At 68.1% G+C, this 22,863-nt stretch carries 23 protein-coding genes and 1 riboswitch; of the genes, 11 read left to right on the top strand and 12 right to left on the bottom strand.

What is annotated here, in order from left to right; all coding sequences use genetic code 11:
• Window positions 1–23: 23 nt before the first annotated feature.
• On the top strand, window positions 24–881 hold the full coding sequence (locus ACFPOB_RS22455; protein ID WP_377800609.1) for a VOC family protein: 858 nt from the start codon (window positions 24–26) through the stop codon (window positions 879–881).
• The gene (locus tag ACFPOB_RS22450) at window positions 878–1,564 is read left to right on the top strand and encodes a class II aldolase/adducin family protein (RefSeq protein ID WP_377800608.1); all 687 of its coding nucleotides are present in this window, start codon (window positions 878–880) and stop codon (window positions 1,562–1,564) included. Before ACFPOB_RS22455 ends, ACFPOB_RS22450 begins: the two co-directional genes overlap by 4 nt.
• Window positions 1,565–1,720: 156 nt before the next feature.
• Here ACFPOB_RS22450 and ACFPOB_RS22445 read toward each other — a convergent pair whose 3' ends face one another.
• From ACFPOB_RS22445 to ACFPOB_RS22425, 5 genes are all read right to left on the bottom strand, one after another.
• Window positions 1,721–2,200: a YHS domain-containing (seleno)protein gene (locus ACFPOB_RS22445; RefSeq protein WP_377800607.1), complete on the bottom strand. Its 480-nt coding sequence runs from the start codon at window positions 2,198–2,200 to the stop codon at window positions 1,721–1,723.
• Window positions 2,201–2,217: 17 nt separating this feature from the next.
• Window positions 2,218–2,703 (bottom strand): hypothetical protein, encoded by a 486-nt coding sequence (locus tag ACFPOB_RS22440; protein WP_377800606.1) that lies wholly within the window; start codon window positions 2,701–2,703, stop codon window positions 2,218–2,220.
• Window positions 2,704–2,723: 20 nt separating this feature from the next.
• Window positions 2,724–4,130, bottom strand: coding sequence for a tetratricopeptide repeat protein (locus ACFPOB_RS22435; protein WP_377800605.1), 1,407 nt, complete (start codon window positions 4,128–4,130; stop codon window positions 2,724–2,726).
• A 69-nt stretch (window positions 4,131–4,199) separates the two neighbouring features.
• Window positions 4,200–5,396, bottom strand: coding sequence for an OpgC family protein (locus tag ACFPOB_RS22430; protein ID WP_377800604.1), 1,197 nt, complete (start codon window positions 5,394–5,396; stop codon window positions 4,200–4,202).
• Window positions 5,396–7,045 (bottom strand): thiamine pyrophosphate-binding protein, encoded by a 1,650-nt coding sequence (locus ACFPOB_RS22425; protein ID WP_377800603.1) that lies wholly within the window; start codon window positions 7,043–7,045, stop codon window positions 5,396–5,398. The genes ACFPOB_RS22430 and ACFPOB_RS22425 overlap by 1 nt, the downstream gene beginning before the upstream one ends.
• A gap of 150 nt (window positions 7,046–7,195) precedes the next feature.
• On the opposite strand from ACFPOB_RS22425, the gene ACFPOB_RS22420 reads away from it, so the two are divergent.
• From ACFPOB_RS22420 to ACFPOB_RS22410, 3 genes are all read left to right on the top strand, one after another.
• Complete coding sequence (locus tag ACFPOB_RS22420; RefSeq protein WP_377800602.1) at window positions 7,196–7,837, top strand: sigma-70 family RNA polymerase sigma factor; 642 nt, start codon at window positions 7,196–7,198, stop codon at window positions 7,835–7,837.
• Between the two features lie 75 nt (window positions 7,838–7,912).
• Complete coding sequence (locus ACFPOB_RS22415; RefSeq protein ID WP_377800601.1) at window positions 7,913–8,554, top strand: NrsF family protein; 642 nt, start codon at window positions 7,913–7,915, stop codon at window positions 8,552–8,554.
• A gap of 64 nt (window positions 8,555–8,618) precedes the next feature.
• Window positions 8,619–9,284, top strand: a complete 666-nt coding sequence (locus tag ACFPOB_RS22410; protein ID WP_377800600.1) for a substrate-binding domain-containing protein — start codon at window positions 8,619–8,621, stop codon at window positions 9,282–9,284.
• 11 nt (window positions 9,285–9,295) lie between these two features.
• Here ACFPOB_RS22410 and ACFPOB_RS22405 read toward each other — a convergent pair whose 3' ends face one another.
• The 6 genes from ACFPOB_RS22405 to ACFPOB_RS22380 all read right to left on the bottom strand — a co-directional run bounded on the left by ACFPOB_RS22405 (window position 9,296) and on the right by ACFPOB_RS22380 (window position 15,356).
• Window positions 9,296–10,348: a LacI family DNA-binding transcriptional regulator gene (locus tag ACFPOB_RS22405; RefSeq protein ID WP_377800599.1), complete on the bottom strand. Its 1,053-nt coding sequence runs from the start codon at window positions 10,346–10,348 to the stop codon at window positions 9,296–9,298.
• Window positions 10,349–10,464: 116 nt separating this feature from the next.
• Window positions 10,465–11,109, bottom strand: a complete 645-nt coding sequence (locus ACFPOB_RS22400) for a ThuA domain-containing protein (protein WP_091841604.1) — start codon at window positions 11,107–11,109, stop codon at window positions 10,465–10,467.
• A 12-nt stretch (window positions 11,110–11,121) separates the two neighbouring features.
• Window positions 11,122–12,219, bottom strand: a complete 1,098-nt coding sequence (locus ACFPOB_RS22395) for a Gfo/Idh/MocA family protein (RefSeq protein ID WP_377800598.1) — start codon at window positions 12,217–12,219, stop codon at window positions 11,122–11,124.
• A 25-nt stretch (window positions 12,220–12,244) separates the two neighbouring features.
• On the bottom strand, window positions 12,245–13,105 hold the full coding sequence (locus ACFPOB_RS22390; RefSeq protein WP_377800597.1) for a carbohydrate ABC transporter permease: 861 nt from the start codon (window positions 13,103–13,105) through the stop codon (window positions 12,245–12,247).
• Window positions 13,098–13,988, bottom strand: coding sequence for a carbohydrate ABC transporter permease (locus ACFPOB_RS22385; RefSeq protein WP_377800596.1), 891 nt, complete (start codon window positions 13,986–13,988; stop codon window positions 13,098–13,100). Before ACFPOB_RS22385 ends, ACFPOB_RS22390 begins: the two co-directional genes overlap by 8 nt.
• A 108-nt stretch (window positions 13,989–14,096) precedes the next feature.
• Window positions 14,097–15,356: an ABC transporter substrate-binding protein gene (locus ACFPOB_RS22380; protein WP_377800595.1), complete on the bottom strand. Its 1,260-nt coding sequence runs from the start codon at window positions 15,354–15,356 to the stop codon at window positions 14,097–14,099.
• A gap of 125 nt (window positions 15,357–15,481) precedes the next feature.
• Here ACFPOB_RS22380 and ACFPOB_RS22375 point away from each other — a divergent pair, with 125 nt between their 5' ends.
• On the top strand, window positions 15,482–16,261 hold the full coding sequence (locus ACFPOB_RS22375; protein WP_377800594.1) for an SDR family NAD(P)-dependent oxidoreductase: 780 nt from the start codon (window positions 15,482–15,484) through the stop codon (window positions 16,259–16,261).
• Between the two features lie 198 nt (window positions 16,262–16,459).
• On the opposite strand, the gene ACFPOB_RS22370 is transcribed toward ACFPOB_RS22375, so the two are convergent.
• Window positions 16,460–16,594 carry a hypothetical protein gene (locus ACFPOB_RS22370; protein ID WP_377800593.1) on the bottom strand — a complete coding sequence of 45 codons (135 nt, stop codon included), beginning with the start codon at window positions 16,592–16,594 and terminating at the stop codon, window positions 16,460–16,462.
• A 174-nt stretch (window positions 16,595–16,768) separates the two neighbouring features.
• Window positions 16,769–16,969: riboswitch (cobalamin riboswitch) on the top strand.
• A 222-nt stretch (window positions 16,970–17,191) separates the two neighbouring features.
• On the opposite strand from ACFPOB_RS22370, the gene ACFPOB_RS22365 reads away from it, so the two are divergent.
• Genes ACFPOB_RS22365 through ACFPOB_RS22345 form a run of 5 tightly spaced genes read left to right on the top strand, consistent with a single transcriptional unit; the run spans window position 17,192 to window position 22,724 of the window.
• Window positions 17,192–17,950, top strand: coding sequence for a hypothetical protein (locus ACFPOB_RS22365; protein WP_377800592.1), 759 nt, complete (start codon window positions 17,192–17,194; stop codon window positions 17,948–17,950).
• Window positions 17,947–20,112, top strand: coding sequence for a TonB-dependent receptor (locus ACFPOB_RS22360; RefSeq protein WP_377800591.1), 2,166 nt, complete (start codon window positions 17,947–17,949; stop codon window positions 20,110–20,112). Before ACFPOB_RS22365 ends, ACFPOB_RS22360 begins: the two co-directional genes overlap by 4 nt.
• Window positions 20,113–20,119: 7 nt before the next feature.
• Window positions 20,120–21,007: an ABC transporter substrate-binding protein gene (locus ACFPOB_RS22355; RefSeq protein ID WP_377800590.1), complete on the top strand. Its 888-nt coding sequence runs from the start codon at window positions 20,120–20,122 to the stop codon at window positions 21,005–21,007.
• Window positions 21,004–21,984 carry a FecCD family ABC transporter permease gene (locus ACFPOB_RS22350; RefSeq protein WP_377800589.1) on the top strand — a complete coding sequence of 327 codons (981 nt, stop codon included), beginning with the start codon at window positions 21,004–21,006 and terminating at the stop codon, window positions 21,982–21,984. Before ACFPOB_RS22355 ends, ACFPOB_RS22350 begins: the two co-directional genes overlap by 4 nt.
• The gene (locus ACFPOB_RS22345) at window positions 21,981–22,724 is read left to right on the top strand and encodes an ABC transporter ATP-binding protein (protein WP_377800588.1); all 744 of its coding nucleotides are present in this window, start codon (window positions 21,981–21,983) and stop codon (window positions 22,722–22,724) included. The genes ACFPOB_RS22350 and ACFPOB_RS22345 overlap by 4 nt, the downstream gene beginning before the upstream one ends.
• Window positions 22,725–22,863: the final 139 nt, after the last annotated feature.

Genomic DNA, 22,863 nt, shown 5'->3' with positions numbered 1-22,863 from the left:
GAACCGGCAGCAAGGAGCGACCCATGATCAAGCTTGCCGATGTCTCCTATGTCCGGCTCGGGACCCGCGATCTCGAAGGCGCGACCCATTTCGCCACCGAATATCTCGGCCTCGACGTCGCCGAGCGCGCCAAGGGCTCGGTCTATTTCAAGTCGGACGAGCGCGAGCACACGCTCTGCTATTTCGAGGGCGATCCGGGCGACCAGGTCGTGTGCTTCGAAGTGGAAGAACAGTTCCATCTCGACGAGGCCGCGGCGCAGCTCGAAAGCCTCGGCCATCCCGTCCGGCGTGGCACCGCCTCCGAGGCGGCACTGCGCAAGGTCCACGATTTCATCGCCTTCCGCGACCCGACCGGCAATCCGATCGAGCTCACCTGGCGCCCGGCCTATAGCGGGCGGCGCTATCACGGCGCGCGCGATGCCGGCATCACCGGCTTCAGCCATGTCGGCCTCTGCTCCAGCGATCTTGCCCGCGACGAGGCGTTCTGGACCAAGGTCACCAATGCCCAGGTCTCCGACCGGATCGGCGATGCGCCGCTGCTGCGCATCGATGAGGTCCATCACACCATCGCGCTGTTCCCGTCGGTGAAACCCGGCATCCAGCACATCAACCATCAGGTCGAGACCGGCGACGACATCATGCGCTCGCACCAGTTCCTGAAGGACCGGCAGGTGCGCATGGTCTTCGGCCCCGGCCGGCATCCGACCTCCTCGGCCAAGTTCCTCTATTTCGAGGGGCCGGACGGCATGGTCTTCGAATATTCCAGCGGCGTGCGCGAGATCGCCGACGAGCTGCTCTGGCGCGAGCGCCAGTTCATGTTCGAGCCGAAGGGCTTCTGCAAATGGGGCGCCAAGCCCAACATCGCCGAATTCAACAAGTGAGCGCTTCATCAGTGCCGCCGAGCGCCGCCCAGGAGGATCTGGTCCGGCAGGCCGGGCGCGCGCTGGCGCGCCATGGCCTCGTCCATGCCTATGGCCATTGCAGCGTGCGGCTCGACGAAGGCCATTTCCTGGTCTCGCCGGCCAAACCGCTTGGGTTGGTCGCCGACGGGGACATTTGCACCGTCGTGCCGATCGACGGGCCATTGCCGGACGGGGTGCTCGGCGAGGTCCGCATCCATCGCGAGATCTATCGGCGCCGGCCCGAGGTCGGCGGCGTCGTGCGGTCGATGCCTCCGAGGGTGATGACGCTCGGCACGGCCCGGATCACACCAAAACCACGACATGGCTTCGGCAGCTATTTCGCGCCGCAGCCGCCGCTCTGGGACGATCCGCAATTGCTGCGCAATGACGAGCAGGCGGCTGCGCTAGCCGAGCAGATGGGCCGGGCGCGCGCCATCGTCATGCGCGGCAACGGCGCGGTCACCGCTGGCGCGAGCCTGGAAGAGGCGGTCGTCCTGACCTGGTATCTCGAGGACGCGGCGCGGGTCGAGTTCGAGGCCAGGGCCGCCGGCATCGCCGATGCCGGAGTCATCCTCGGTGAGACGGAAGTTGCGCAGCGCGCGACCTGGTCCGGCGCCATCCTCGAGCGGATGTGGGCCTATCTGACGTCGGAGAAAACCTAGAGCCTGTAGATGTTCCTTGGAACCGCGTCGTCATCCTGGACAAGCGCCGAAGGCGCGCAGCTCCAGGATCCATCGTAGGGTTCCGGAGCCCTACGATGGATCCCGGGACGAGCTTCGCTCGCCCAGGATGACGGTGGTGGTTCCGCGGGAACTCGGTCAGCGAATGTCCTCGGCGGAGAGACGAGGCCAGGTGGCGTCGGCACGGGCGATATAAGTCTTCGTCCGGCGTGCCCAGGTCTCGCGCACGCCGAGGTCGTAGTTGAGGTAGAGCTTGCCATCGACAATCGACCAGGCTTCGGGCTCGATCTTGACGAGATAGCCGCGCGATGTGCCATAGGCGCAAAAGCCGCCATAGGCCGGCAAATAGCGCTTCGGCTCAGCCTCGAACAGCGCCTTGTGCTCGGCGCTGGCGAAGCGCCAGATGGCGCCGCCGTGCCGCACCGAAAATTCCGGTTTGCCGAGGCGCGGACCGCCATCGCGAAAATAGGCGACGGGGTCGTAGCCGCGGATCGCGAGTTCCTCGGTCGAGTCCAGCGTGTTGACCGGGCGGGGCGCGTCCGACCATGCCTCCGCGCCGACGAGGCCGGGAACGAGCACTACTGCTGCCAGATGGATGAAGCTGCGTCTGTCGAGCATCGTCTTGCCCTCCGCGTTCAGGACCGGCGCGCTTCGAGCGCTTCGAAGACATAGGCCGCGAGCCAGCCATAGATCGCATGGCCGACGAGACTCATCAGCGAGAGGCGCGGCACGTCGTTCAGCAGAAAATGCTGGCCGGCGAGCGGAGCGAAGAAGGCGAGCGCGATGAAATAGGTGATCACGCCCCAGATCCAGCCGTCGGCGGGCATGCCGAAGCTCTTCACCCAGCGCGTCAGCAGCCAATAGCCGAGCGGATAGAACAGGAAGCCGGTGACGAAATGCAGCAGCTTTGCGACTGGCGTCGAGAGGGTGATGCCGAGCTGATGGGCGAACAGCGACTTCACCAGCTCCGGCGGCTCCAGCGGATATTCGGCGAACCAGGCAGTCGGGACGGCGGAGAACAACTCCCAGAAGCCGAGGCCGGCGAAGCCGCCGATCGCGAGATTCATCACGGTGCGAGCCGAGGGCAGCGCGAAGCCCCTGGTCATGGTTGCGGTGTTCATGGCGTGTCCTTTCCGTGGGATCAGTGGGCGATTGCGAGCGGGGTTGAGGCGACGGCGAGTGCGGCGACGAGGCCGCTCGCCGTCTTTCCGAGCCGCCCGAGCTTTTCGAGCCGGCGGCTGGCGAAACGGTTGTGACCCCGGCGCCGGGCCAGGCGCTCGAGCAGGACGATCGCGGCCCGGTCGTGATTGCCGGAGCGGATCAGGCTCTCGGCATAGGCCTGCTCGAACAGGTCGCGCTGGGCATGGCTGCCACCGACCGTGAGCAGGCCGGGGCGCGCGGCTCCGAGAAGGCGGGCCGCCTCGCCATAGTCGCGCTCGTGGAAGGCGATCAGTCCGAAGGCGGCGAGCGCGCCGTTGCGGGCAGCATCGCGCCGCTCGCCGCTATGATGAGTTTTGGCATCTGCGATCAGGCCGCGGGCGATGGTCGCTGCTCCGTCGGTCTGGCCGGCGCCGAGCAGCGACAGCGCATAATGCAGGTCGGCGAAGACGAGGCAGCCGTCATGGACGCGGCCTTCCGCCCTGGCGGCGAGCTCCTCCCAGCGCTCGCCGACATCGATGCCGGCGAATTCGAGCCGGGCCAGCAGCGAGGCGCCGTTGGCGATGTCGCGATAATCGTCGGTCGATTCGGCCCGGATCTCCTCGTCGTAAAGCCGCAGGACCTCGCCGGTCTCGCCGCGCTCCAGCCGGAACAGCGCGAGATGCCAAAAAATATGGAAGCGCAGGTTGTTGGCGTGGGCCCAGTTGCGGCCGTCGCCGAGCCAGGCGATACCCTCGTCGGCCCGACCGGTCATCTCCAGCACATGGGCGACGGCATGGCGACCCCAGGCGTCGCGCGGGCTCAAGCTCACGGCGCGGCGGCCGGCGCGCTCGGCGTCAGCATAGAAGCCCTGTTCCTCGAGCGCGAAGGCGTGGCAGCCATGGACGTAGCCGGCGAGCGGATGATGCTCGCCGAAGCCGGGCGCGACGCGGCGCAGGGTCGACAGCATCTGCGCCTGGTCGCCGAGCATGAACCGGATGCCGTGCGAGAGCTTGAGCGCCAGTACGTCGAAAGGATGGGCGAGAAGAATCGCCTCCAGCTGCTCGGCCGCCCGGCGCGGGGCGTCGTCGAGCCAGAGCGCCAGCGCCTCGACGACCATGGTCTCGCGCCGTGAGATCGGCCGTTGCGCTGCCGCTGCCCTTGCCCGGGCAAGGCAATCGCGGGCTGGGCCGAGCAGCTCGCCGCGCGCCAGCGAGAGCAGCATCAGTCCTTTGGCGGCATGGGCCAAAGCGAAATCGGGATCGGCGGCGAGGGTGCGGGCGAGATGATCGGGCGTCGCGGCGGCATGGGCGACCAGCGCTTCGAGTGTGTCGTTCCAGGCGCGGCGCGCGGCGTCGCTCACCACGGTGACGGGGTCGCCGGACAGGTCGTGTTGCGTGGCGTAGGACATGGACTGCTCCGGGGTCGCGCCGGGAAGGGCGCTTTTCAGGGAGTTCGCAAAAGGTCGATCAAGCGGCGTTCAACTCGCTTCACGGACCCGTGTAGGCATGGTGGCGTCGGGCGTGGGGTCCTCCTGGCGTTCCACCACGGGCTGTCGCTCCGGGCCGGCCCAGGGCGCGCGCTTGAACCAACCGACCAGGATTGCGGTCGCGAGGATCAGCGCGAAGCCGGTGAGGTTGAGCAGCGCCACGATGAGCTCGCTGCGCCCGGCCATGTCGGCGGCTGCACCGAGCAGCCGGGCGAGCACGGCGCTGGCGAGGAAAGCCGCCAGAGACTGCCGGCCGATCAGGATCAGGAGATGGCCGGCGCCGCGATCAAGCCGCTCGCGCCAGGGCTCGATCAGGCTCAGCACGAAATAGGCGAGCGCCAGAAAATGCAGCACGCGCAGGATGTGCAGGTCGGTCTTCTCGTTAGCGGGGAGGAGGAGGTCGCGGGCGGCCTGTGCCAACGGCCAGTGCTCGAGGATGCCCCAGAAGGACAGCGGCAGCGAGACGAGGACGAAGAGCGCCGCGGCGAGCATCAGCCGCCGGTCGCCGAGCCGAGGCACCGGCAGCCATTTCATGCCGATGAAGAAGCCGATGAAGAAAATGAACTGCCAGGCGAACGGGTTGAGGAACCAGCTCGCGCCGTTCCAGGGATTGCCGGGCAAGTTGATACCCCTTGCCCAGACCGCGGCGTAGAGCAGGGCGGCGACGAGGAAGGGCAGGGCGGGGTGGAGGCGCCGGACCAGCATCATCACCGGAATCAGCGCCAGTATGACGAGATACATCGGCAGGATGTCGAGATAGTCCGGCTGCCAGGTCAGGGTGGCGATGCCGAGCAGCGCGCCCGCCGGATCGGTGAGCAGCGGCGGGAATTGCTCGGCGACCTTGCCCAAGCCGAAGACATGGTCGAGCCCGGCGGCGAGAGCGATCAGAGCCAGGACAAGACTGATCTGGGCCCAGTAGACCTGCCAGATCCGATAGGCGATGCGCGCCGTGCCGAGCGCGAGCCCGCGCCGGACAAAGACGCCGCCGAAGGCGAGCGCGCTGGCGATGCCGGAGCAGAAGACGAAGAGCTCGGCGCCTGAGGAGAAACCGAAACGGGCCGGAATCCACGCATTCCAGCTGTTCTCAGGCAGATGTGCCACGAAGATGATCAGCATGGTCAGGCCGCGAAAGACGTCGAGCCGTTCGTCGCGGGGCCGCTTCGCTGGCGTCGCGGGGAGGGCGGCCATCAGAAGGCTCCCTCATAGCTGGCGGCATCGATGCGGCAGGCGAGCAGCGTGAAGCCGTCGCGGCGCCGGAAGCCTGCCTGCGCTTCGCGCCCGAGGGTTTCGCGATCGTCGATCGTCGCGCCATGGCCGCCCATCGCCCGGGCGATTGCGGCGAAGTCGGTCTCGCCAATGTCGACGCCGGCACGCGAAAGACCGAGCTGGCGCTGCTTCAGCGCGATCAGCCCGAGCGCCTTGTCGACGAGCGCGACGACGATCAGCGGCAGGCGAAGATCGCGCAGCGTCGCCAGCTCGCCCAGCACCATCTCCAGCCCGGCATCGCCGACGAAGCATAGCGTCGGCTGGCCCCAGCCGAGCGCCGCCCCCGTCGCCAGCGGCAGCGCGCAGCCCATGGTGCACAGCCCGCTCGACTGCAGCAGGCGGCGCGGCCCGTCGCAGCTCCACATTTGGCTGAGCAGGATGCGGTGCGCGCCGGAATCGGCTGTTGCGATCGTGCCCGCAGGAGCAATGGCGCGCAGCGTCTCGACGACGATGTGGGGGCCCCATGCCGCAGGAGCGGCGAAGGCGGCATGGAGGCGGCTGCGGATCATGGCCGGCTCGCCGTCGCTCCAGGCAGCTTTTGTCGGCAGATCATCCGCCAGCGCAGTCAGGATCGCGCCGACGTCGCCTTCGAGCAGCAGGCTCGATGCATGCATGCCGTGCTGGACCGGCTCGGCGACAATGTCGATCACCGGCTTGCCGGCCGGCCAGGGATTGCGCCAGCCCTGGCGCATCTCGATCGGGTCGTAACCGGCCAGCACGATCAGATCGGCCGCGTCGATCAGAGGGCGGACGATGGCGTCGGCCTTCGGCGACAGGCCGACAGCGCCGATCACGCGCGGATCGTCCTCCGGCACAAGCCCCTTTGCCTTGTAGGTGGTGAGGAGCGGCGCGCCCGTGGCGGCCAGGAAGCGTTCGAGCCCGCTAGCGCCATCCTGGACGAGATCGAGCCCGGCGATGACCAGCGGCTTCTGCGCGGCGGCGAGCAGCGTTCGCGCGGGCCCGAGACCAGCCGGAATGACGGGAGAGGGAGGCGGGATGGCGGGCGCCTCGCGCAGGCTGGTCCGAGCTTCGGCGACCGAGATCGGCAGGTCGATATGAACCGGCCCCGGCCGGCCGCGCCGCGCAATGGCGACGGCCTTCTCGACGACAAGGTCCTCGGTGCCGGGCGCAACCCGGAAGCTCGCCTTGACCAGCGGGCGCAGCACCGCCTGATGGTCGAAGACCTGATGCGTGTAGCTCTCGGCCAGCGCCTGATCGACGCAGCCGGTGACGATTATGAGGGGCACCCGGTCCTGCTGCGCATTGGCGACGACGTTGACCGCGTTGGCGACGCCAGGCCCGAGCGTCGCGACCAGCACCGGTAGGGCTCCCGTCGTGTGCCAGAGCCCCTCGGCCATGAAGCCGGCAGCGTTCTCATGCCGCGCCAGCTCGAAGCGGATGCCGGCGCGACCGAGCGCATCGACCAGCGCCAGCACCTCGCCGCCGGGGATGCCGAAGGCATGGGTCGCGCCTGCTGCCGCCAGGCGAAGGGCCAGGAGATCCGCGCCGGTCACGATGTCGTCCGGGCCGGTTTCGCTCGACTCTGCGGCCGCTATCCGTTCGTGACGCATGCTTTGTCTCCAACTCGCCGGGCGGGCGTCGTTGCAGGAGAGATCGCGGCGGAGAGCGGTTTGGTTACATGATCACGCCGATGTGAGGCCGACCTGTCCGATCCCTCCGCGCGAGTTCGCGAACCTCGCCCGCCCTGTCGCGGCTTGTGAGTGCGCCATGAGCGTGCGACGGAAGAGGCCGGCCCGACCCGCGACCTCCCGAAAAGCGCGCCTGCCTTGTCGCTCGACGAACTCGAAACCCAGCTTAGACCGGTCTTCCTAGCGGCTCTCGCCGGCGATGCCGCGGCCTATCGCCTGTTCCTCGACGCGATCAGCGTGCGTTTGCGCGGCTATCTGCGCGGCATGCTGGCCCGGGCAGGGCGCCATGAGCCGAGCGAGATCGAGGACGTGTTGCAGGAGACGTTGCTGGCGCTGCATCTCTCGCAGCACACCTATGATCGCACGAGCCCGGTGACAGCCTGGGCCCATGCGATCGCGCGGTACAAGCTGATCGACCATCTGCGACGCTCCGGGCGCCATGCCGGCAGCCTGCCGCTCGACGATGAGGCCTATCAGCTCGCCGATCCGACCGGTGGCGCGGCCTCGGAAGCGAGGCTCGACCTGGAGCGCGCCATGGCGACCCTGCCCGAGCGCACGCGCAGGCTGATCGACCGGGTCAAGCTCCAGGGCGGGAGCATCGCCGAGGCCGCGCAGGCGGCGGGCATGACCGAGACGGCGGCCAAGGTCGCGATCCATCGCGGCCTGCAGGCCATGGCCCGGTTTCTCTCGCGACGCGGGGAGCGGCCGGGATGATGTCCTTGCACGATGGTGAGTGCGTAACCTTTCGGGGGCTTGGCCCGAACTTCCTGCCAAGTGGAACAGACAGCCATGCGAACCGATGACCTGATCGCCGTGATGACCGCCGGCCACCGCCCGGTGGATACTGGCTGGCTGCGCCGCGCCACCTGGCTCTGTGCCGTGGCGGCGCTGGCGCTGACCGTCCTGCTTGTCTTCCTCATCCTCGGCGCTCGTGCGGACATCGCCGGCGCCTGGCTGACACGCCCCGTGATCGCCAAGGCGCTGCTCGGCGCCAGCGTCGCGAGCATCGCGCTCGTTCTGTTCCAGCGCAGCCTTCGGCCTGGGCTGAAGCCCGGCCGTGCCCTGCCGCTCGTCGCCATTCCTGTCGCCTTCGTCGCCGGCTGGGCCTTGTTCACGCTGGCGCAGGCGCCCGCCGAGCAATGGGGCGAGCTGGTCTTCGGCCGCCACTGGCGTGCCTGCCTCATCGCGGTGCCGCTCTATGCGCTGGTGCCGCTCGTGGTCCTGTACGGGCTTGCGCGCCATGGCGCGCCGGTCGACGGCAGGGTGACAGGCGCCTGCGCCGGCCTCGCCTCAGCGGGGCTCGCGACGCTCGCCTACAGTCTGCACTGCCCGGACGACGCCGCGCCCTTCCTGGCGACGTGGTACACGATCGCGATCGCGGCGGTCGCCGCTATCGGCGCGATGGCCTTTCCGCGGCTACTGCGCTGGTGAGCAGGGCTCCGGTCGCCTGCGACCATCTTGCTCCGCGGAGGAGCGCGAGGAGCAGGTGCTCGGCATGCTGCTCGACAAGCGCGTCGACGGCCTGATCATCTGCAGCGCCCGCCTCGATGATGAACGGCTATTGCGCGTGATCGCGCCGCACCGGGCGGTGGTGCTGATCAACCGCGCCGCCGCCAAGCGCCATGCCGCCACGATCGAGGTCGATTACTGCGCCGGCGTCGAAGCCGTGGTGACGCAATTGAGCGCCCTGGACCGCATGCGCTTGGGCTTCGCCGCCGGGCCGGCGGCCTTGCAAGGCGGGCGCAAGCGGAGGGAAGGGATCGAGGCGGCGCTGGCGCGCCACGGCCTCTCCCCTCTTCTTCGATCTGCCCTGCACGCCGGACCGCCAGGGTGGCGCCGAGATCGCCGCAAGGCTGCTGCCCGAGGTTGCTCAGGTCGATACCATGATCTGCTACAACGACCTGGTCGCGCTCGGCCTGATGAAGCCGCTCGAACCGGCCGGCATCAAGGTGCCAGAGGAGAGATGGCCCTGGTCGGTTGGGACGATATCCCGGCCTCCGACCTGGTCTCGCCGGCGCTGACGACGCTCAGGATCGCCAAGCAGGGCCTCGGCGAGATGGCGATGCGGATGCTGCTCGACCGCATCGCCGGCCGCAACGCCCAGCAAGGCATCGTCATCGAGCCGGATCCGATCTGGCGGGCGACGACGCCGGCCGTTTAACACCCGGCAGCTCAGCTCATATTGTCGCGCAGGAATATCTCGATGCGGATGCGCTCCTGGTCGAGCAGGATCGGTTCGCCGGTGACCTCCGCCATCAGCAGGCGCGCCGCCGAGCGCGCCTCGTGGCCGGGGTCCTGGTTGATCACGGCCGCGACCGTGCCCGACAGAAGGCCGCGCCGCGTCGCCTCGGTCAATTCGTGCGCAATGAAGACGAGCGGCCTGCCGGCAGCTTCCAGCGCGGCGACGATGCCCTCATTGCCGGCGCCGATATTGTAGAGCCCGATCAGGTCGGGATACTCCGCGAGGAGCTTGGCCGCCGCCGCCTCGTTGCGCTCGCTCTGATCGCGCCCCTCCAGCGCCGGCAGCAGTCCGAGCCCGGGATACTCGCCGGAGAGCACCTGCTGGAAGCCGTAGAGCCGCTCGACGTGGTCGCGCAGCGACATCGAGCCGAGGACGACGCCGACCTTGCCGGTGCGGCCGCCGAGGAAGCGGCCCATCAGCGAGGCGCTGGTGCGCCCCGCCGCCGGATTGTCGATGCCGACATAATGGGCGCGGCGGGAGGTCGGGGCGTCCGAGACCAAGGTGACCACGGCAATGCCGCGCGCGACGAGATCGTCGATGGCGGCGCGGACCTTGGGATGGTCGAGTGCCACCGTGGCGACGCCGTGGAAATGCTCGGCGAGGCCGGCTAGCCCGCTCGCCAGTGCCTCGGGATCGAAGACGTCGAGCTGCAGGATGTCGATGAAGGCGTTCTGCGGCTCGAGCCAGTCCGAAATCCGGCGCACCTGCTGCATCAGCCCGGCCATGAACGCGTTCGTGCTGGAAGGGAGGATGAAGGCGAAGCGGAAGGACTGGCCGCGCGCCAGCCGCGCCGCCGCCGGATTGGCCCGGTAGTCGAGCTTGGCGATGGCGCGCCTGACGCTTTCGACGGTCTTGGCGCGGACGCCGTCGCGCTGGTTGACGACCCGGTCGGCCGTGGCGAGCGAGACCCCGGCCTCGCGCGCCACGTCTTCCAGCGTCGCTCGCCTGACCGGGAGCCGGTTCCGATCCACCGCGTCCTCCACGACCTCTCCTCGCATCTGCGCCATGGGATCGGCGTCAAGCTTCGCCCACGACGCAGGCCTTTGACATTGGCGTGGGCCTCAAGTCCAGCCGTTCGGCTAGCCCGATGCCTCAGCCATCAGCGCGCCGCCCAAAGCAGGCCGCGCGTCATGATCGTGCGGATCTCCGGCACGTCGAGCTCATAGGCACGGTGGCCGAGCGAGGAATAGAACACTCGCCCCTTGCCATAGCGCTTGCGCCAGACCACCGGCATCACCACCCCGTCGATCCAGGGCGCGTGCTCGCCCGTGAAGGTCGTGGTCGCCAGCACCTCGTTGGCCGGGTCGACATGCATGTAATACTGCTCCGAGCGGTGCTCGAAGCTGGCGATGCCCTGCATCAGCGGATCGTCGGGCCGGGTGATGTCGACGGTGTAGTCGATGATCCCGCCGGGATGGGCCACCCATTGGCCGCCGCACATGAACTGGTAGTCGACCGCGTCGCGGAAGGCGTCGCCCATGCCGCCGTGATGGCCGGCGAGCCCGACGCCGCCGGCGACCGCCTCGCACAGGGCGGCCGCCTCCGGCTTCTCGATCTTCGACATCGTATAGATCGGCACGATCAGCGAGTAGTCACGGATCGCGGGATCGAGAAAGACGGAAGTCGCGGTCTCGACCCGCACGTCGAAGCCCTCCGCCTTCAGCCAGCCCCGGATCATCGAGCTGCAGAGGTCGGGGTCATGGCCGCTCCAGCCGCCCCAGACGATGAGCGCAGTCCTTGTCATGTCGATCCCCGTTCAATCCAAAGTGCCGGTGGGCAGGCCGGGCGGCAGCATGGCCGGCCGCTCGACCGTGGTTGCAAGCGTGACGCGCCGCCCTTCGTCGGAGGCGGTCTGGAAAGCTTCCATCGCCTCGAGCACATGCAGCGCCAGCGCGCCGCTGGCCCGGTGCGGCCGGCCCGAGATCAGGCCCGCCGCCATGTCGGCGACGCCGATCGAGCGGAACTCGCCCTCGCTGTTGCCGTGGCTGAGGGCCTGCGCCTGCCAGTCGCCGCCGGCCTTGGCGACCAGGACCTCGCCGCCGAAGCGGTTGGGGTCGGGCACCGACAGGCTGCCCTGCGAGCCATAAATCTCGATCGGGCTGTGGCGGTGCTTGGGAACGTCGAAGCTCATGGTGATCGAGACCACCGCGCCCGAGACGAATTCGAGCACGCCGGTGACATGGGTCGCGACCTCGACCGGGATCAGCGTGCCGTTCAGCGGCTGGCTGGTGACGAGGCGCTCGGCCTTCGGCCGCGTCGCGAAGCCGACGACGGAGGCGATCGGCCCGAGCAGGTTGACGAGGTCGGTGATGTAATAGGGGCCCATGTCGAGCATTGGGCCACCGCCGCGCAGATAGTAGAAGCCTGGCGCCGGGTGCCAACGCTCATGGCCGGGACAGCCGAAGAAGGCGTTGCCGGCGACAGCCTTGCCGATGGCGCCATCGTCGATCAGCTTGCGGGCGGTCTGGTGGCCGCCGCCGAGGAAGGTGTCGGGGGCCGAGCCGACGCGCAGGCCCTTCTCCTCCGCGAGATCCATCACCTTGCGGGCCTCGGCGACGTTGACGCCGAGCGGCTTCTCGGAATGGACGTGCTTGCCGGCCCGCAGCGCCGCGAGGCTGACATCGGTATGGGCCAGCGGCACGGTCAGGTTGACGACGATCTCGACATCGTCGCGCTTCAGCAGCTGGTCGACCCGCATCGCCGGCACGCCGAACTCGGCGCCGCGCGCCTCGGCCGGGGCGGTGCGCATGTCGGCGACGGCGCGCAGTTCGATGGTCGAGAACTGCTGCATCGCCGTCATGTATTTCGTCGAGATGTTGCCGCATCCGATGATGCCGACGCCGATCTTTCGCATGGGACGCTCCTTGATAGCCGGATGCTCAGCCTTTCACCGCGCCGGCGGTCAGGCCGGCGACGATGTGCTTCTGGGCGAAGAGGAAAAGGATGATGGTGGGCAGGATGGTGAGGGTGATGAAGGCGAGGATCAGGTGCCACTCGGTCGAGTATTCGCCCTGGTAGACCATGATGCCGAGCGGCCAGGGGTAGAGGCGGTCGCTGTTCAGCATGACCAGCGGGATCAGATAGGCGTTCCAGCTGTGCACGAAGGTGATGGTGCCGACCGTCGCCAGGATCGGGCGCGACAGCGGCAGCGTCACGTAGCGGAAGAACTTCGGATAGGAGCAGCCGTCGACCAGCGCAGCCTCGAGCAGCTCGGTCGGCAGGTCCTTGAAGAAGCGCCGCAGCAGCAGGATGCTCATCGCCAGCGCGAAGGCGACCTGGGGCAGGACGACGCCCATATGGCTGTCGAGCAGGCCGAGATCGCGCACCTTGATGAACATCGGCAGGATCGCGGTGGCGGCCGGGAAGAGCAGGCCCATCGTCAGGTAGTTCAGCAGCATGTCGCGGCCGAAGAAGTGCAGATGGGCGAAGACGAAGGCGGCCATCGACGCGCAGATCAACGTCAGCACCACGGTCAACGTGGCGATGACGAAGGAATTGCCGAGCAGCTGCCAATAGCGCCGCGAGAGCAGGATGTCGGCGTAATTGCTCCATTCCCAGACGCTCGGCAGGCCGAACGGGTTGGTGCGCAATTCGCCGAGCGACTTGAAGCCGCCGAGAACGGTAGCGACCAGCGGCGTCATCACGAACAGGACGATGGCGGCAAGATAGAGCGCCTTGCCGACGGCTGCCGGGCTGAAACCGTCGTCGCTGAAGGGGGCGGAGGAGGCGGGCTCACTCATCGCGCATGATCCAGCGCTTGTAGGTGAAGGCGAACACCACGCAGATCAGGAACAGGATCACGCCGACGGCGCTGCCGAAGCCGACGCGCATGCGCGTGATCCCGAAGGTGTAGAGGAAGCTCACCATGGTGTGGGAGGAGTCCGAGGGGCCGCCGCGCGTCAGCGGCATCACCAGGTCGAAGAGCTGCAGCGAGCCGACGATGGCGAAGAAGACCGAGAGGCGGATGGTCGGCGCCAAGGCGGGTATGACGACATAGCGCAGGGTCTGCCAGCGGCTGGCGCCGTCGATCCTGGCCGCCTCCAGCATGGAGCGGTCGATGGTTTGCAATGCTGCGATGAACAGCATCATGTGGAAGCCGAAATACTTCCATACGACGACGACGAGGATGGCGGCGAAGGCCGTCTGCGGGCTGGCCAGGAGGTGTGGCGCCTCGGCGCCGAAGCCCTTGTAGATCGCCGCCAGCAGGCCGTAATCGCCGTCATAGACGAAGCTGAAGATCAGGCCGGTGGCGATCTCCGCCAGGATATAGGGCAGGAAGAACACCATCCTGAGCGCCACCGAGCCGCGGAAACGGTCGGCCAGGATGATCGCGAGCGAGAGCGCCAGCGGCAGCTGGATCACCAGCGAGACGACGATGATCAGCAGGTTGTTCTTGAAGGCGGTGCCGAAGGCGCGGTTGTCGAAGACGAAGCGGTAGTTGTCGAGGCCGATCCAGTTGGTCGGCTTGCCGAAGCCGTTCCAGTTGAAGCCCGAATACCAGGCGGCCTCGCCGACCGGCAGCACCACGAACAGCGTGAACAGCAGCAGCGCCGGCGGCAGGAACAGCAGGATCGTCGAGAGCTTGCCGACATCGGCGACTCTGCGTCCGGCGAGCGCAGCCATGATCACCTCGCGATGTGAACGGGCAGGAGAGGTCGGCCGGCGGGATGGAGCCGCCGTCTCGCACTTCGATCGATGGGGGACGAGCGATGTCCCCCGACTGGCTGGTCGTCAGTTGCCCTGGCGGAAGGCGTCTTGGATCGCCTTGGCCGCCTGCTTCGGCGTCATCGTGCCGGCGGCGATCTCGGTGGTCGCGTCGTTGACGACGCGGCCGACGGAGGGGCCGAGATCCTGGTCGTAGAAGTTCTGGTGATAGCTCGAATTGGCGATGTTCTGGGCGATGTTGCGCATGAAGGCGCTGCCCAGCCCCGCTTCGGCGCCCTTGTAGACAGGCACGATGAAGTTGCCGGCGGCGAGGCGCTTCTGCGGCTCGGCGCTGACGAAGTGCTTCAGGAAGGCGACGGCCTCCTTCGGGGCGCCCTTGGTGACGAGCCAGCCATTAATGCCGCCCAGCGTGTCGCTCGGCTGTCCTTTGCCGCCCGGGACGGTTGGGAAGTTGATCCAGGCGAGCTTGTCGTCGGGGATGCCGGTCTTGTCGACCGCGAAGACCTTCTGGGTGTGGTAGAAGCTGGAGATGGCGAGCAGCATCGCCGCCTTGCCGTCGCCGAAATGGCCGATGGCCTGCTGGCTCTTGAAGCCGAGAAAACCGTTCTGGAAAGGCTGGAGATCGACGAGCTGCTTGAAGAGCTCGCCCGATTTCTGGAAGGTGTCGCCCTCGAAGCCGCCGTCCTGCCCCTTCAGCGCCGCCTGGATCGCAGCCTTGCCGCCGAGGCGCATGGCCAGGTTGGTCCAGTAGAAATGCACCGGCCATTTGTCGGCGCCGCCGACCGCGAGCGGCGTGATGCCGGCGGCCTTGAGCTTCTTCACCGCGTCGAGGAGGTCGTCATAGGTCACGATCTTGCCGGCATCGACGCCGGCTTTGCCAAGCAGGTCCTTGTTGGCCATGAAGCCGACCTGCGAGACACCGTAGGGCACGCCGTAGATCTTGCCGTCGATCGTGAAGGCGTCGACCGCGCTCTGGGAGAGATTGTCCTTGTAGCCCTGCATCGCCGGGGTGATGTCCTCGAGGACGCCGGCCTCGACCTGGGACTTCAGCACGCCGCCGGCCCAGCTGTAGATGACGTGGGGCCGGTCCCTGGACTGCAGCAGAGTCGGCGCCTTGGCCTTGTAGGCCTCGTTTTCGAGATATTGCATCTCGACCTTCACGCCGGGGTTCTTCGCCTCGAAATCGCGCGCCACCTCTTCCCAGAGCTTCACCACGACGGGATTGGCCTCGATGTGCAGCCATCTGACCGTAGTCTGGGCGAAGGCCGAGCCTGCGCTAACGGCGAGGGCGACGGCGCCGACGAGCAGGGCTTTGAAACGAGCCATGAGTTCCTCCCGGGGTTCGGCCGCTGGCGGGCCGTTGATGGTTCGAACCGTAAGCTCAGGATTTGAGGTGCGCAACTCAAATTTTGATGTTATTCGGAGCCGGACGCTGCGACCTTGATGCGGCGATGGCGAGGGAGGCGGTCTTGGCGGGTGCGATTTATCCCGATCTCGAGGGCAAGGTGGTGCTGGTCACGGGCGGTGGCTCCGGCATCGGCGAGGCGATTGTGCGTGCCTTCGTCCGGCAGGGCGCGAAGGTCGGCTTCATCGACCTGAAGGAGGCCGAGTCCCGCGCCATTGCGGCGGAACTCGCTGCCGCTGGTGCGAGCGTCCATTTCGAGGGTGCGGACCTGACCGATATCGCCGCGCTGCGACAGGCGATCGGCGCGATCCGGGAGACGCTCGGTCCGGTCGACATCCTCATCAACAATGCCGCCCATGACGAGCGCCATAATGCGCTGGACGTGACGCCCGAATACTGGGACGAGCGCATGGCGGTGAACCTGAAGCACCAGTTCTTCGCGGCGCAGGCGGTGCTGCCCGACATGATCGCGCGGAAGGGCGGCGCGATCGTCAATTTCGGCTCGACCTCCTGGATGATCGGCCAGGGCGGCATGCCGGCCTATACGGCGGCGAAGTCGGCCGTGCTTGGGTTGACGCGCTCGCTGGCGCGCGATTTCGGCGAGCACAATATCCGCGTCAACGCGATCGCGCCGGGCTGGATCATGACGCAGCGCCAGATCGACCTGTGGCTGACGCCGGAAAGCGAGGCCGAGCTGATGCGGCGCCAGTGCCTGAAGCGCCGGCTGGTGCCGGAGGACATCGCCCGCGCGACGCTGTTCTTCGCTTCGGAAGAAGCGGGTGCCTGCACCAACCAGCATTACGTCGTTGATGGCGGCTGGGTCTGATCGCGGTCACATCGCCGGCGACGACATGGGTGAGGGCGGAGGGCGCGTGTCGCCGTGCTGGCGCTGGATTGTGCCGGCTGCATCTAGCCGTCGAGGAGGGCGGCGATCTCCGGCAAAGCTCGCAGGGCCGCCATCTCCTGCGCGGTCGGCAGCAACGACGCGGCCGACGATGTCGCCGAGGACGAAGGGGTCGATCGCCTAGGCCGGCATCTCGATGCTCTGCTCGACGGCGATCGCCCGGGCGCGCGCCTCGGCCTCGCCGGCCGCGCCCCGCAGATGATGGTGACTTCGATCCAGCTCGTCGCCGATCCCACCGAGGCGGGGTTCCGCCATTCCGTTCCTGCAGCGTTGTCGCGCGGGTGCACGGCGGCTGGGAGCCTGATGCGGTTGCAGGTGTCGTTCACCTTAAGGGGCAAGCCTCGCCGCTGTCCAAACGGCGCAGCAGCCGCCGTCCACAGCCCGTTCGAGGGCCGATGCCTCGCCGCTTGACGCCACAATCCCGCCATATAGGTTGACGCCCGTCGAGGTCTTCGGAGCGATCCGAAGCTAAGAGGGAATCCGGTGCGGCGTTCGCGCCCAATCCGGAGCTGCCCCCGCAACTGTAAGCGGTGAGTTTTCGACCCTGATGTCACTGGCGCTCGTGCGCTGGGAAGACGGTCGAGAGCGCTGATCCGCGAGCCAGGAGACCTGCCCCGACGGCGTATTGATGTCGCGCGGGCGGGGTGTCCGGCGGATCGAAGGCAGCTTTGGCCGCTTCCGCCGCCATAGCTGCCGCGTTCCCGAGCAGCCCTGTCCCGCACAGCGAGGGGCTGACGACGATGACCATGCACTCACAGTGCCGCTGTCGCTATTGGCGTCAGGCAGGGCCGGTCGCGCCCGCAGACGATAGAATTTCTTGTAATGATATAACATTTCATTCATAGCCGCGACATGACCGCTGCTCTTCTCCATTCCGCTGGGCCGAACGCCAGTTCGCTCGATCCCCTCGCGCTTTACGCCAGCGCGATCGACACGTCCGACTACGCGGAGCGCGTCGCGCCGCTCATCCTCAGCCTGAGTTCGGAGATCGGCGATCTCGTCGATGTCGGGGCAGGGGGCGGCCAGCTCGGCGCAGCCCTGCTCGATCCTGGGAGCCGCTGGACAACGATCGAGCCATCGCCGGTCATGCAGGCGCGCCTCGCACTCAGGCCGGAGCGGCCGCTCGTCATCCCCTTCGGCTGGGATGACGCGCGCGTCGTCTGCAAGCCAGCCGATACGGTGCTGGCGGCGACCATGCCGGGCTATTTCCACGATCCGCTCGCCTTCCTGGCGCGCTGCCGGCAATGGGCGCGGCGCCAGGTCATCTGGGCCGTGCCGGCGCAGGCGGGCCCGAAGGGCTTGATCCTCGCCGCCTGCCTGCCGCGCAAATGGCATGGCGAGGACGAGACACCCGGCATCGACCTCGTCCTGCCCAAGCTCGGGCGCCATCTGCCCGGCCGGATGGACGCGATCGACTGGACCTTCTCGCTCGTGCTGCCCGATCTGCCGGCCTTCGCCAGCTTCCAGGCCGACCGGCTCGGCTGGGCGCCGGGCGATCCGCGCCGGGCCGAGTTGCTCGACCATCTCGGCAAACAGGCGGTGCCGACCGATGGCAGCCTGCGTCTCTCCTGCCATCGCCGCTCCGCCATCCTCGTCTGGACCCTGTCATGACCGCCGTCGTCCGTCGTTCCCTGCTCGCAGCCACCGCCCTGGCTTCGATGCTTCTCGCCGCGCCTGCCTTCGCTCAGACCGAGATCAAGCTCGATGAGCTCGTCGTCACGGCAACCGGACGCCCCGAGCCGCGCAGCAGCATTCCGGGCACCGTCCAGGTCATCGACGCCTCGCAGATCGAGCGCACGCATGCGCAGTCGCTCACCGACCTGCTCGCCGAGAACGCTGTCGGCTTTTTCAGCCAGTGGACGCCCGGGCAGACCTCGATCAACATCCGCGGCGGCGCCACTGATGGCCAAGGCAAGGATTTCCGCAGCCAGGTGCTGGTGCTGATGAATGGCCGGCGCGCCGGCACGGCCAACCTGTCGAAGCTGTCGACGGCCGATGTCGAGCGCATCGAGATCATCCGCGGCCCGTCCTCGGTGGTCTATGGCAGCCAGAACATCGGCGGCGTGATCAACATCATCCTGAAGACCGGCCGCACCGCGCCGGGCACGATGATCGAGGGCGCCGGCGGTTCCTGGGGGCTGCTGAAGGGCAAGGCCCAGACCGGCGGGCTCTATGACAGCATCGACTACTACGCCGGCATCTCCGGCGGCACGCGCGACAACTACCATTCCGGCCGCGGCGGCACGACCATGGCCAATACCGGCTGGAAGCGCTTCGGCGCGGCCGGCGCCCTCGGCCTCCAGATCAATGCCGATCATCGCGTCGAGGCCACCTTGCGGACCGACGGCATCTACGATGTCGGCTTCCGTGGCTCCGGCGCCAACACGCTCAGCCAGGAAGACCGCTACAACAACTCCTTCGACGTGACCTATCGCGGTCAGCTCCCCGGCGGCCAGTATCGCTGGATGCTGCAGGGCTATGCGGTGCAGGACGTCGATAATTTCCGCTGGGCCTCGCCGGTCATCCGCGGCGGCAGCGGCCTGCCCGCGCCCGGTACTGCGGCCGATTATAACCGACGTGAGCTGAACATCGTCGGCACGCGTTTCCAGCCGAGCATGGCGCTCTGGGCCGGCAACGACCTGCTCGTCGGCTGGGACTGGGAGCGCAGCACGCTGCGCTCGACCCGCGACCGCATCGGCGTTCCCGGCAATCCGCTGGCGCAAGTCTCGCCGCAGGACAACAACCAGTCCGAGACGGTCAACGCGCTTTATGTCGAGGATTCCCAGAAGCTCTTCGACGATCGTCTCACACTGCGCGCCGGCGTGCGCCGCACGTTCGGCACGACCAGCTTCGAGTACACGCCGAATCTCGCTGGCCAACGCCCGCGCGAGGTCGATTATCAGGCGACGACCTACTCGACCGGCGCGACCTTCAAGGCGACCGACCGCCTGACCTTCCGCGTCGGCTATGCCACGGGTTTCCGCGCACCCACGGCGAGCGAGCTCGCCGCCGACTTCAACACGCTTGGCGGCGGGCGCATCTTCGGCAATCCCTCGCTGAAGCCGGAAACCAGCGAGCAGGTCGAGGCCGGCGCCGCCTATGCCGGTGAGGGCTGGCGCGCGGATTTCGCGATCTTCCAGAACGTGATCTCCGACCGCATCCTCACCCGCGCCCGCACAGGCGTGGCCAACACCTCCGACTACGCCAATAACTCCGCTGACATCGTCGTGCGCGGCGTCGAGCTGCAGCTCGATGGCGACATCCTGACGCTCGCCGGATACAACGACACGCCCTGGCGCTGGTCGGTGTTCGGCAATGGCGCCTGGAACTTCGACATGGAGGACAAGGGTGTGGCCGCGACGGCCAACAGCCGCAAGCCCGAGCGCATGTATCAGTACCAGGCGGCGGTCGGCACACGCTTCGGCCAGGGCGGCGTACGCTATCCGTGGTCGGTGCAGGTCTCAGGCGTGCTCTACGGGCCGATGTGGTACAATACCGAGGAAAACCTCCTGATCCCCTTCGCCGAGCCCAATCGCGACTGGATTCACCGCAAGAACCCGTTCTGGGTCTGGAACGTACGTGGCGAAGTAGAGATCACCAAGGGTGTGAAGCTGTTCGCGCTGGTCAACAACCTGTTCAACAAGAACGAGCACCCGATCTTCATCGGCATCGACAAGAAGCCCTACAAGCTCGACTCGCGCTTCGCCAATGGCGGCTACGGCACCTCGATGCCGGGGCTCGAGGTGCAGGCCGGCCTGCAGGCGAAGTTCTGACGGGCTGATGAAGCGTCTGCGCCTTCTCAGCCTGGCTCTGACGCTGCTGGCGTCGCCCTGGCGGGTCGCTGCGGCCGAGCCTGTCCGGCTGACCGACGCTGTCGGCCGGAGGATCGAGATCGCGCGGCCGCCGCAGCGCATTGTGCCGATCTTCGCCTCCAACACGGAACTGGTGGCGGCGCTCGGGCTGTCGGAGCGGGTCGTCGGCATCGAGGCCTATACGCGCTATCCGCCGGAGGTTCTGGACCGGCCGCAGGTCGGCGGCCGGCTCGGCTTCTCGGTCGACGCCATCGTCGCACAGCGGCCAGAGCTGCTGATCGTGACGCCCTCGCGCCAGGCGATGCATCTCTTGATCGAGCCGATGACCCGGCTTGGCATCCCCGTGATCGTGCTGCTCAGCCGCAGCGTCGCCGAGGTGATGGCCAATCTGCGGCTGGTCGGGCAGGCGACCGGAGAGCCCGCGCGCGGTGACGCGGTGGCGACGGCGCTGGAAGCGAGGCTCGCGACGGTTGAGGCGGCCGTCCCGGCGAGGCGACCCAACGTGGTCATGATCACCGGCCGGCTCGGCAACGGGCTGGTGCTGGTCGCACGCGCCGACAGCTATACTGGCGACGCCATGGTCAAGGCCGGCGGGCGCCATGCGCTGGAGCGCACCATCGTCGCGCAGGTCTCGCCCGAGGCTGTTATCGCCGCCGATCCCGACATCCTGCTCTTCGCCGGCCGCAAGGACGAGCTGGAAGCATTGATCGCCCAGCCCGGCTGGCGGCTGCTGCGCGCCGTGCGCAGCGGCAACGCCCATCTGGTCGCTCGTGCCGAGTTCCTCATCCCGGGCCCACGCACCGTCGACGGCATCGAGAAGCTCGCAGCGCTGCTGCGGCGGACGCCGCAGCCATGAAGCGCGCACTGCCCCTTCTTCTTGCCCTGTCGTCGGCGCTCGCCTTCGGTGCCATGGCGGGGCACGACTGGGCCAGCCCCGGCAGGCTTTTCTCGGCCTTATCGGGCGATACCTCGCTGCAAAGCCAGCTGTTGATGGTCTGGCGTCTGCCGCGCGTTCTGGCGGCGGCCCTCGTCGGCGCCCTGCTCGGCCTGGGCGGCGCCATCTTCCAGGGCGTATTCCGCAACCCGCTGGCCGAACCCTATCTGCTCGGCTCGTCCGGCGGGGCGGCGATCGGGGCGACGATCGCGCTGCTGGTGCCGCTCGGACTGCCGGCGGGGCCGGCGCTCGCCGGCCTGTCCTTTCTCGGCGCCTGGGGGGCGACCTGGCTGGTCCTCGCCGTCGCCGGCCTACACGGGCGGCCGGATACTGCCGGGCTGCTGCTCGCCGGGGTCGCGATCGCGGCGATGCTGGGCGCGCTGCGCTCCTTCCTGATGCTGGCGCTGTCCGACGACACGGTGAATCTCCAGGTCGTGCTGAGCTGGACACTGGGCGGCATCCAGACGCCGGACATGGCCGGGCTGGCGCTGCTCTCCGGCCTGGTCGTCGCGGCGCTCGCTCTATCGTTGCGGCTGGCGCGCGGGCTCGATCTGCTCGGGCTCGGCGAGGAGCAGGCCTTCGCCTTCGGGCTCGATCCTGCCGGCTTCGTGCGGATCGCGGTGCTGGTCGGCGCCGGCATCGTCGCTGCCGCCGTCGCCTATGGCGGGCTCGTCGCCTTCATAGGCCTGATCGCGCCGCATCTGGCGCGCTGGTGGACGGGGCCACGCCATGCCGGGATGCTTCCCGCGAGCGCCCTGATCGGAGCCGCGATCGTCTGCGCCTGCGACGGTATCGCCCGCGCCGTCCTGCCACCCGCGGAGGTTCCGCTCGGGCTGATCACGGCGCTGTTCGGCGGGCCATTCTTCCTGCTGCTGCTGGCGCGGAGGCTCCGGGCATGAGCGGGATCGAGTGCCGTTCGATCCGCGTCGAGGCCGGCGGCAAGCGCCTGCTTGACGATATCTCGCTCGCCTTCGCCAAGGGCACGCTGACCGGCCTCGTCGGCCCGAACGGCGCTGGCAAGTCGACGCTGCTGCGCGTGCTCGCCGGCTATCGCCGTGCGGATGCCGGACAGGTGCTCTGGCAGGGGCGGGATCTGGCCGATTGGTCGGCTGCAGAGCGTGGGGCGGCGGGCGGCTATCTCCCGCAACAGCTCGAACCGGCCTGGAACTATTCGGTCGAGGAGGTCGTTGCGCTGGGTGCGAGCCGCTCGGCTACGCCCCGGCCCGTCGCCGAACTCCTCGTCGAGCACGGCCTGAGCGAGCTCGCCGCGCGTCGCTGGAGCGCCTTGTCGGGCGGCGAGAGGGCGCGCACCATGCTCGCCGCAACCGTCGCCCCGCGGCCCGGCATCATTCTCGCCGACGAACCGGGCGCCAGCCTGGACATCCGCCACAGGCTCGATCTGGCGCACCGGCTGCGTGCCTTGGCTGAAACGGCTGTCCTCGTGGTGATCATGCACGACCTCGATCTGGCGGCCCGCTTCTGTGATCGTATCGTGCTGCTCGATGCCGGGCGCGTGGTCGCCGATGCGGCCGCGCAGTCCGTGATCTCCGACCCGGAGCTCGAGCGCGTCTTCAACATCCGTCTGCAGCGGCAGGCGCTCGAGCGCGACCGCGACTGGCTGATCGGGCTGAGCGCATGACCCCGGCGGCGGCGGGGCGCCGGCACCTCGTCGCTGGCCCGCGAGACCAACCACAGCCCGACCTGCGGCGAGACCTGCCTGCACAACAGTCGCCCATTCGACAATCGCAGGTGCAAAACTGCGAGCGACGGCGATAAGC

It is taken from the genome of Allobosea eneae (genome assembly GCF_042657265.1).
Lineage (GTDB): Bacteria > Pseudomonadota > Alphaproteobacteria > Rhizobiales > Beijerinckiaceae > Allobosea > Allobosea eneae.
This window is presented reverse-complemented; position numbering and strand designations above follow the sequence as displayed.

Excerpts from the sequence above, each read along its gene's own strand:
- ACFPOB_RS22380 (WP_377800595.1), bottom strand. The coding sequence starts at position 15,356 with ATGGCTCGTTTCAAAGCCCTGCTCGTCGGCGCCGTCGCCCTCGCCGTT.
- ACFPOB_RS22345 (WP_377800588.1), top strand. The coding sequence starts at position 21,981 with ATGAGCGGGATCGAGTGCCGTTCGATCCGCGTCGAGGCCGGCGGCAAG.
- ACFPOB_RS22395 (WP_377800598.1), bottom strand. The coding sequence starts at position 12,219 with ATGCGAAAGATCGGCGTCGGCATCATCGGATGCGGCAACATCTCGACG.
- ACFPOB_RS22425 (WP_377800603.1), bottom strand. The coding sequence starts at position 7,045 with ATGCGTCACGAACGGATAGCGGCCGCAGAGTCGAGCGAAACCGGCCCG.
- ACFPOB_RS22455 (WP_377800609.1), top strand. The coding sequence starts at position 24 with ATGATCAAGCTTGCCGATGTCTCCTATGTCCGGCTCGGGACCCGCGAT.
- ACFPOB_RS22385 (WP_377800596.1), bottom strand. The coding sequence starts at position 13,988 with ATGGCTGCGCTCGCCGGACGCAGAGTCGCCGATGTCGGCAAGCTCTCG.
- ACFPOB_RS22370 (WP_377800593.1), bottom strand. The coding sequence starts at position 16,594 with ATGGCGGAACCCCGCCTCGGTGGGATCGGCGACGAGCTGGATCGAAGT.
- ACFPOB_RS22375 (WP_377800594.1), top strand. The coding sequence starts at position 15,482 with ATGGCGAGGGAGGCGGTCTTGGCGGGTGCGATTTATCCCGATCTCGAG.
- ACFPOB_RS22360 (WP_377800591.1), top strand. The coding sequence starts at position 17,947 with ATGACCGCCGTCGTCCGTCGTTCCCTGCTCGCAGCCACCGCCCTGGCT.
- ACFPOB_RS22390 (WP_377800597.1), bottom strand. The coding sequence starts at position 13,105 with ATGAGTGAGCCCGCCTCCTCCGCCCCCTTCAGCGACGACGGTTTCAGC.
- ACFPOB_RS22410 (WP_377800600.1), top strand. The coding sequence starts at position 8,619 with ATGCTGCTCGACAAGCGCGTCGACGGCCTGATCATCTGCAGCGCCCGC.
- ACFPOB_RS22350 (WP_377800589.1), top strand. The coding sequence starts at position 21,004 with ATGAAGCGCGCACTGCCCCTTCTTCTTGCCCTGTCGTCGGCGCTCGCC.
- ACFPOB_RS22435 (WP_377800605.1), bottom strand. The coding sequence starts at position 4,130 with ATGTCCTACGCCACGCAACACGACCTGTCCGGCGACCCCGTCACCGTG.
- ACFPOB_RS22445 (WP_377800607.1), bottom strand. The coding sequence starts at position 2,200 with ATGCTCGACAGACGCAGCTTCATCCATCTGGCAGCAGTAGTGCTCGTT.
- ACFPOB_RS22440 (WP_377800606.1), bottom strand. The coding sequence starts at position 2,703 with ATGAACACCGCAACCATGACCAGGGGCTTCGCGCTGCCCTCGGCTCGC.
- ACFPOB_RS22415 (WP_377800601.1), top strand. The coding sequence starts at position 7,913 with ATGCGAACCGATGACCTGATCGCCGTGATGACCGCCGGCCACCGCCCG.
- ACFPOB_RS22355 (WP_377800590.1), top strand. The coding sequence starts at position 20,120 with ATGAAGCGTCTGCGCCTTCTCAGCCTGGCTCTGACGCTGCTGGCGTCG.
- ACFPOB_RS22400 (WP_091841604.1), bottom strand. The coding sequence starts at position 11,109 with ATGACAAGGACTGCGCTCATCGTCTGGGGCGGCTGGAGCGGCCATGAC.
- ACFPOB_RS22430 (WP_377800604.1), bottom strand. The coding sequence starts at position 5,396 with ATGGCCGCCCTCCCCGCGACGCCAGCGAAGCGGCCCCGCGACGAACGG.
- ACFPOB_RS22365 (WP_377800592.1), top strand. The coding sequence starts at position 17,192 with ATGACCGCTGCTCTTCTCCATTCCGCTGGGCCGAACGCCAGTTCGCTC.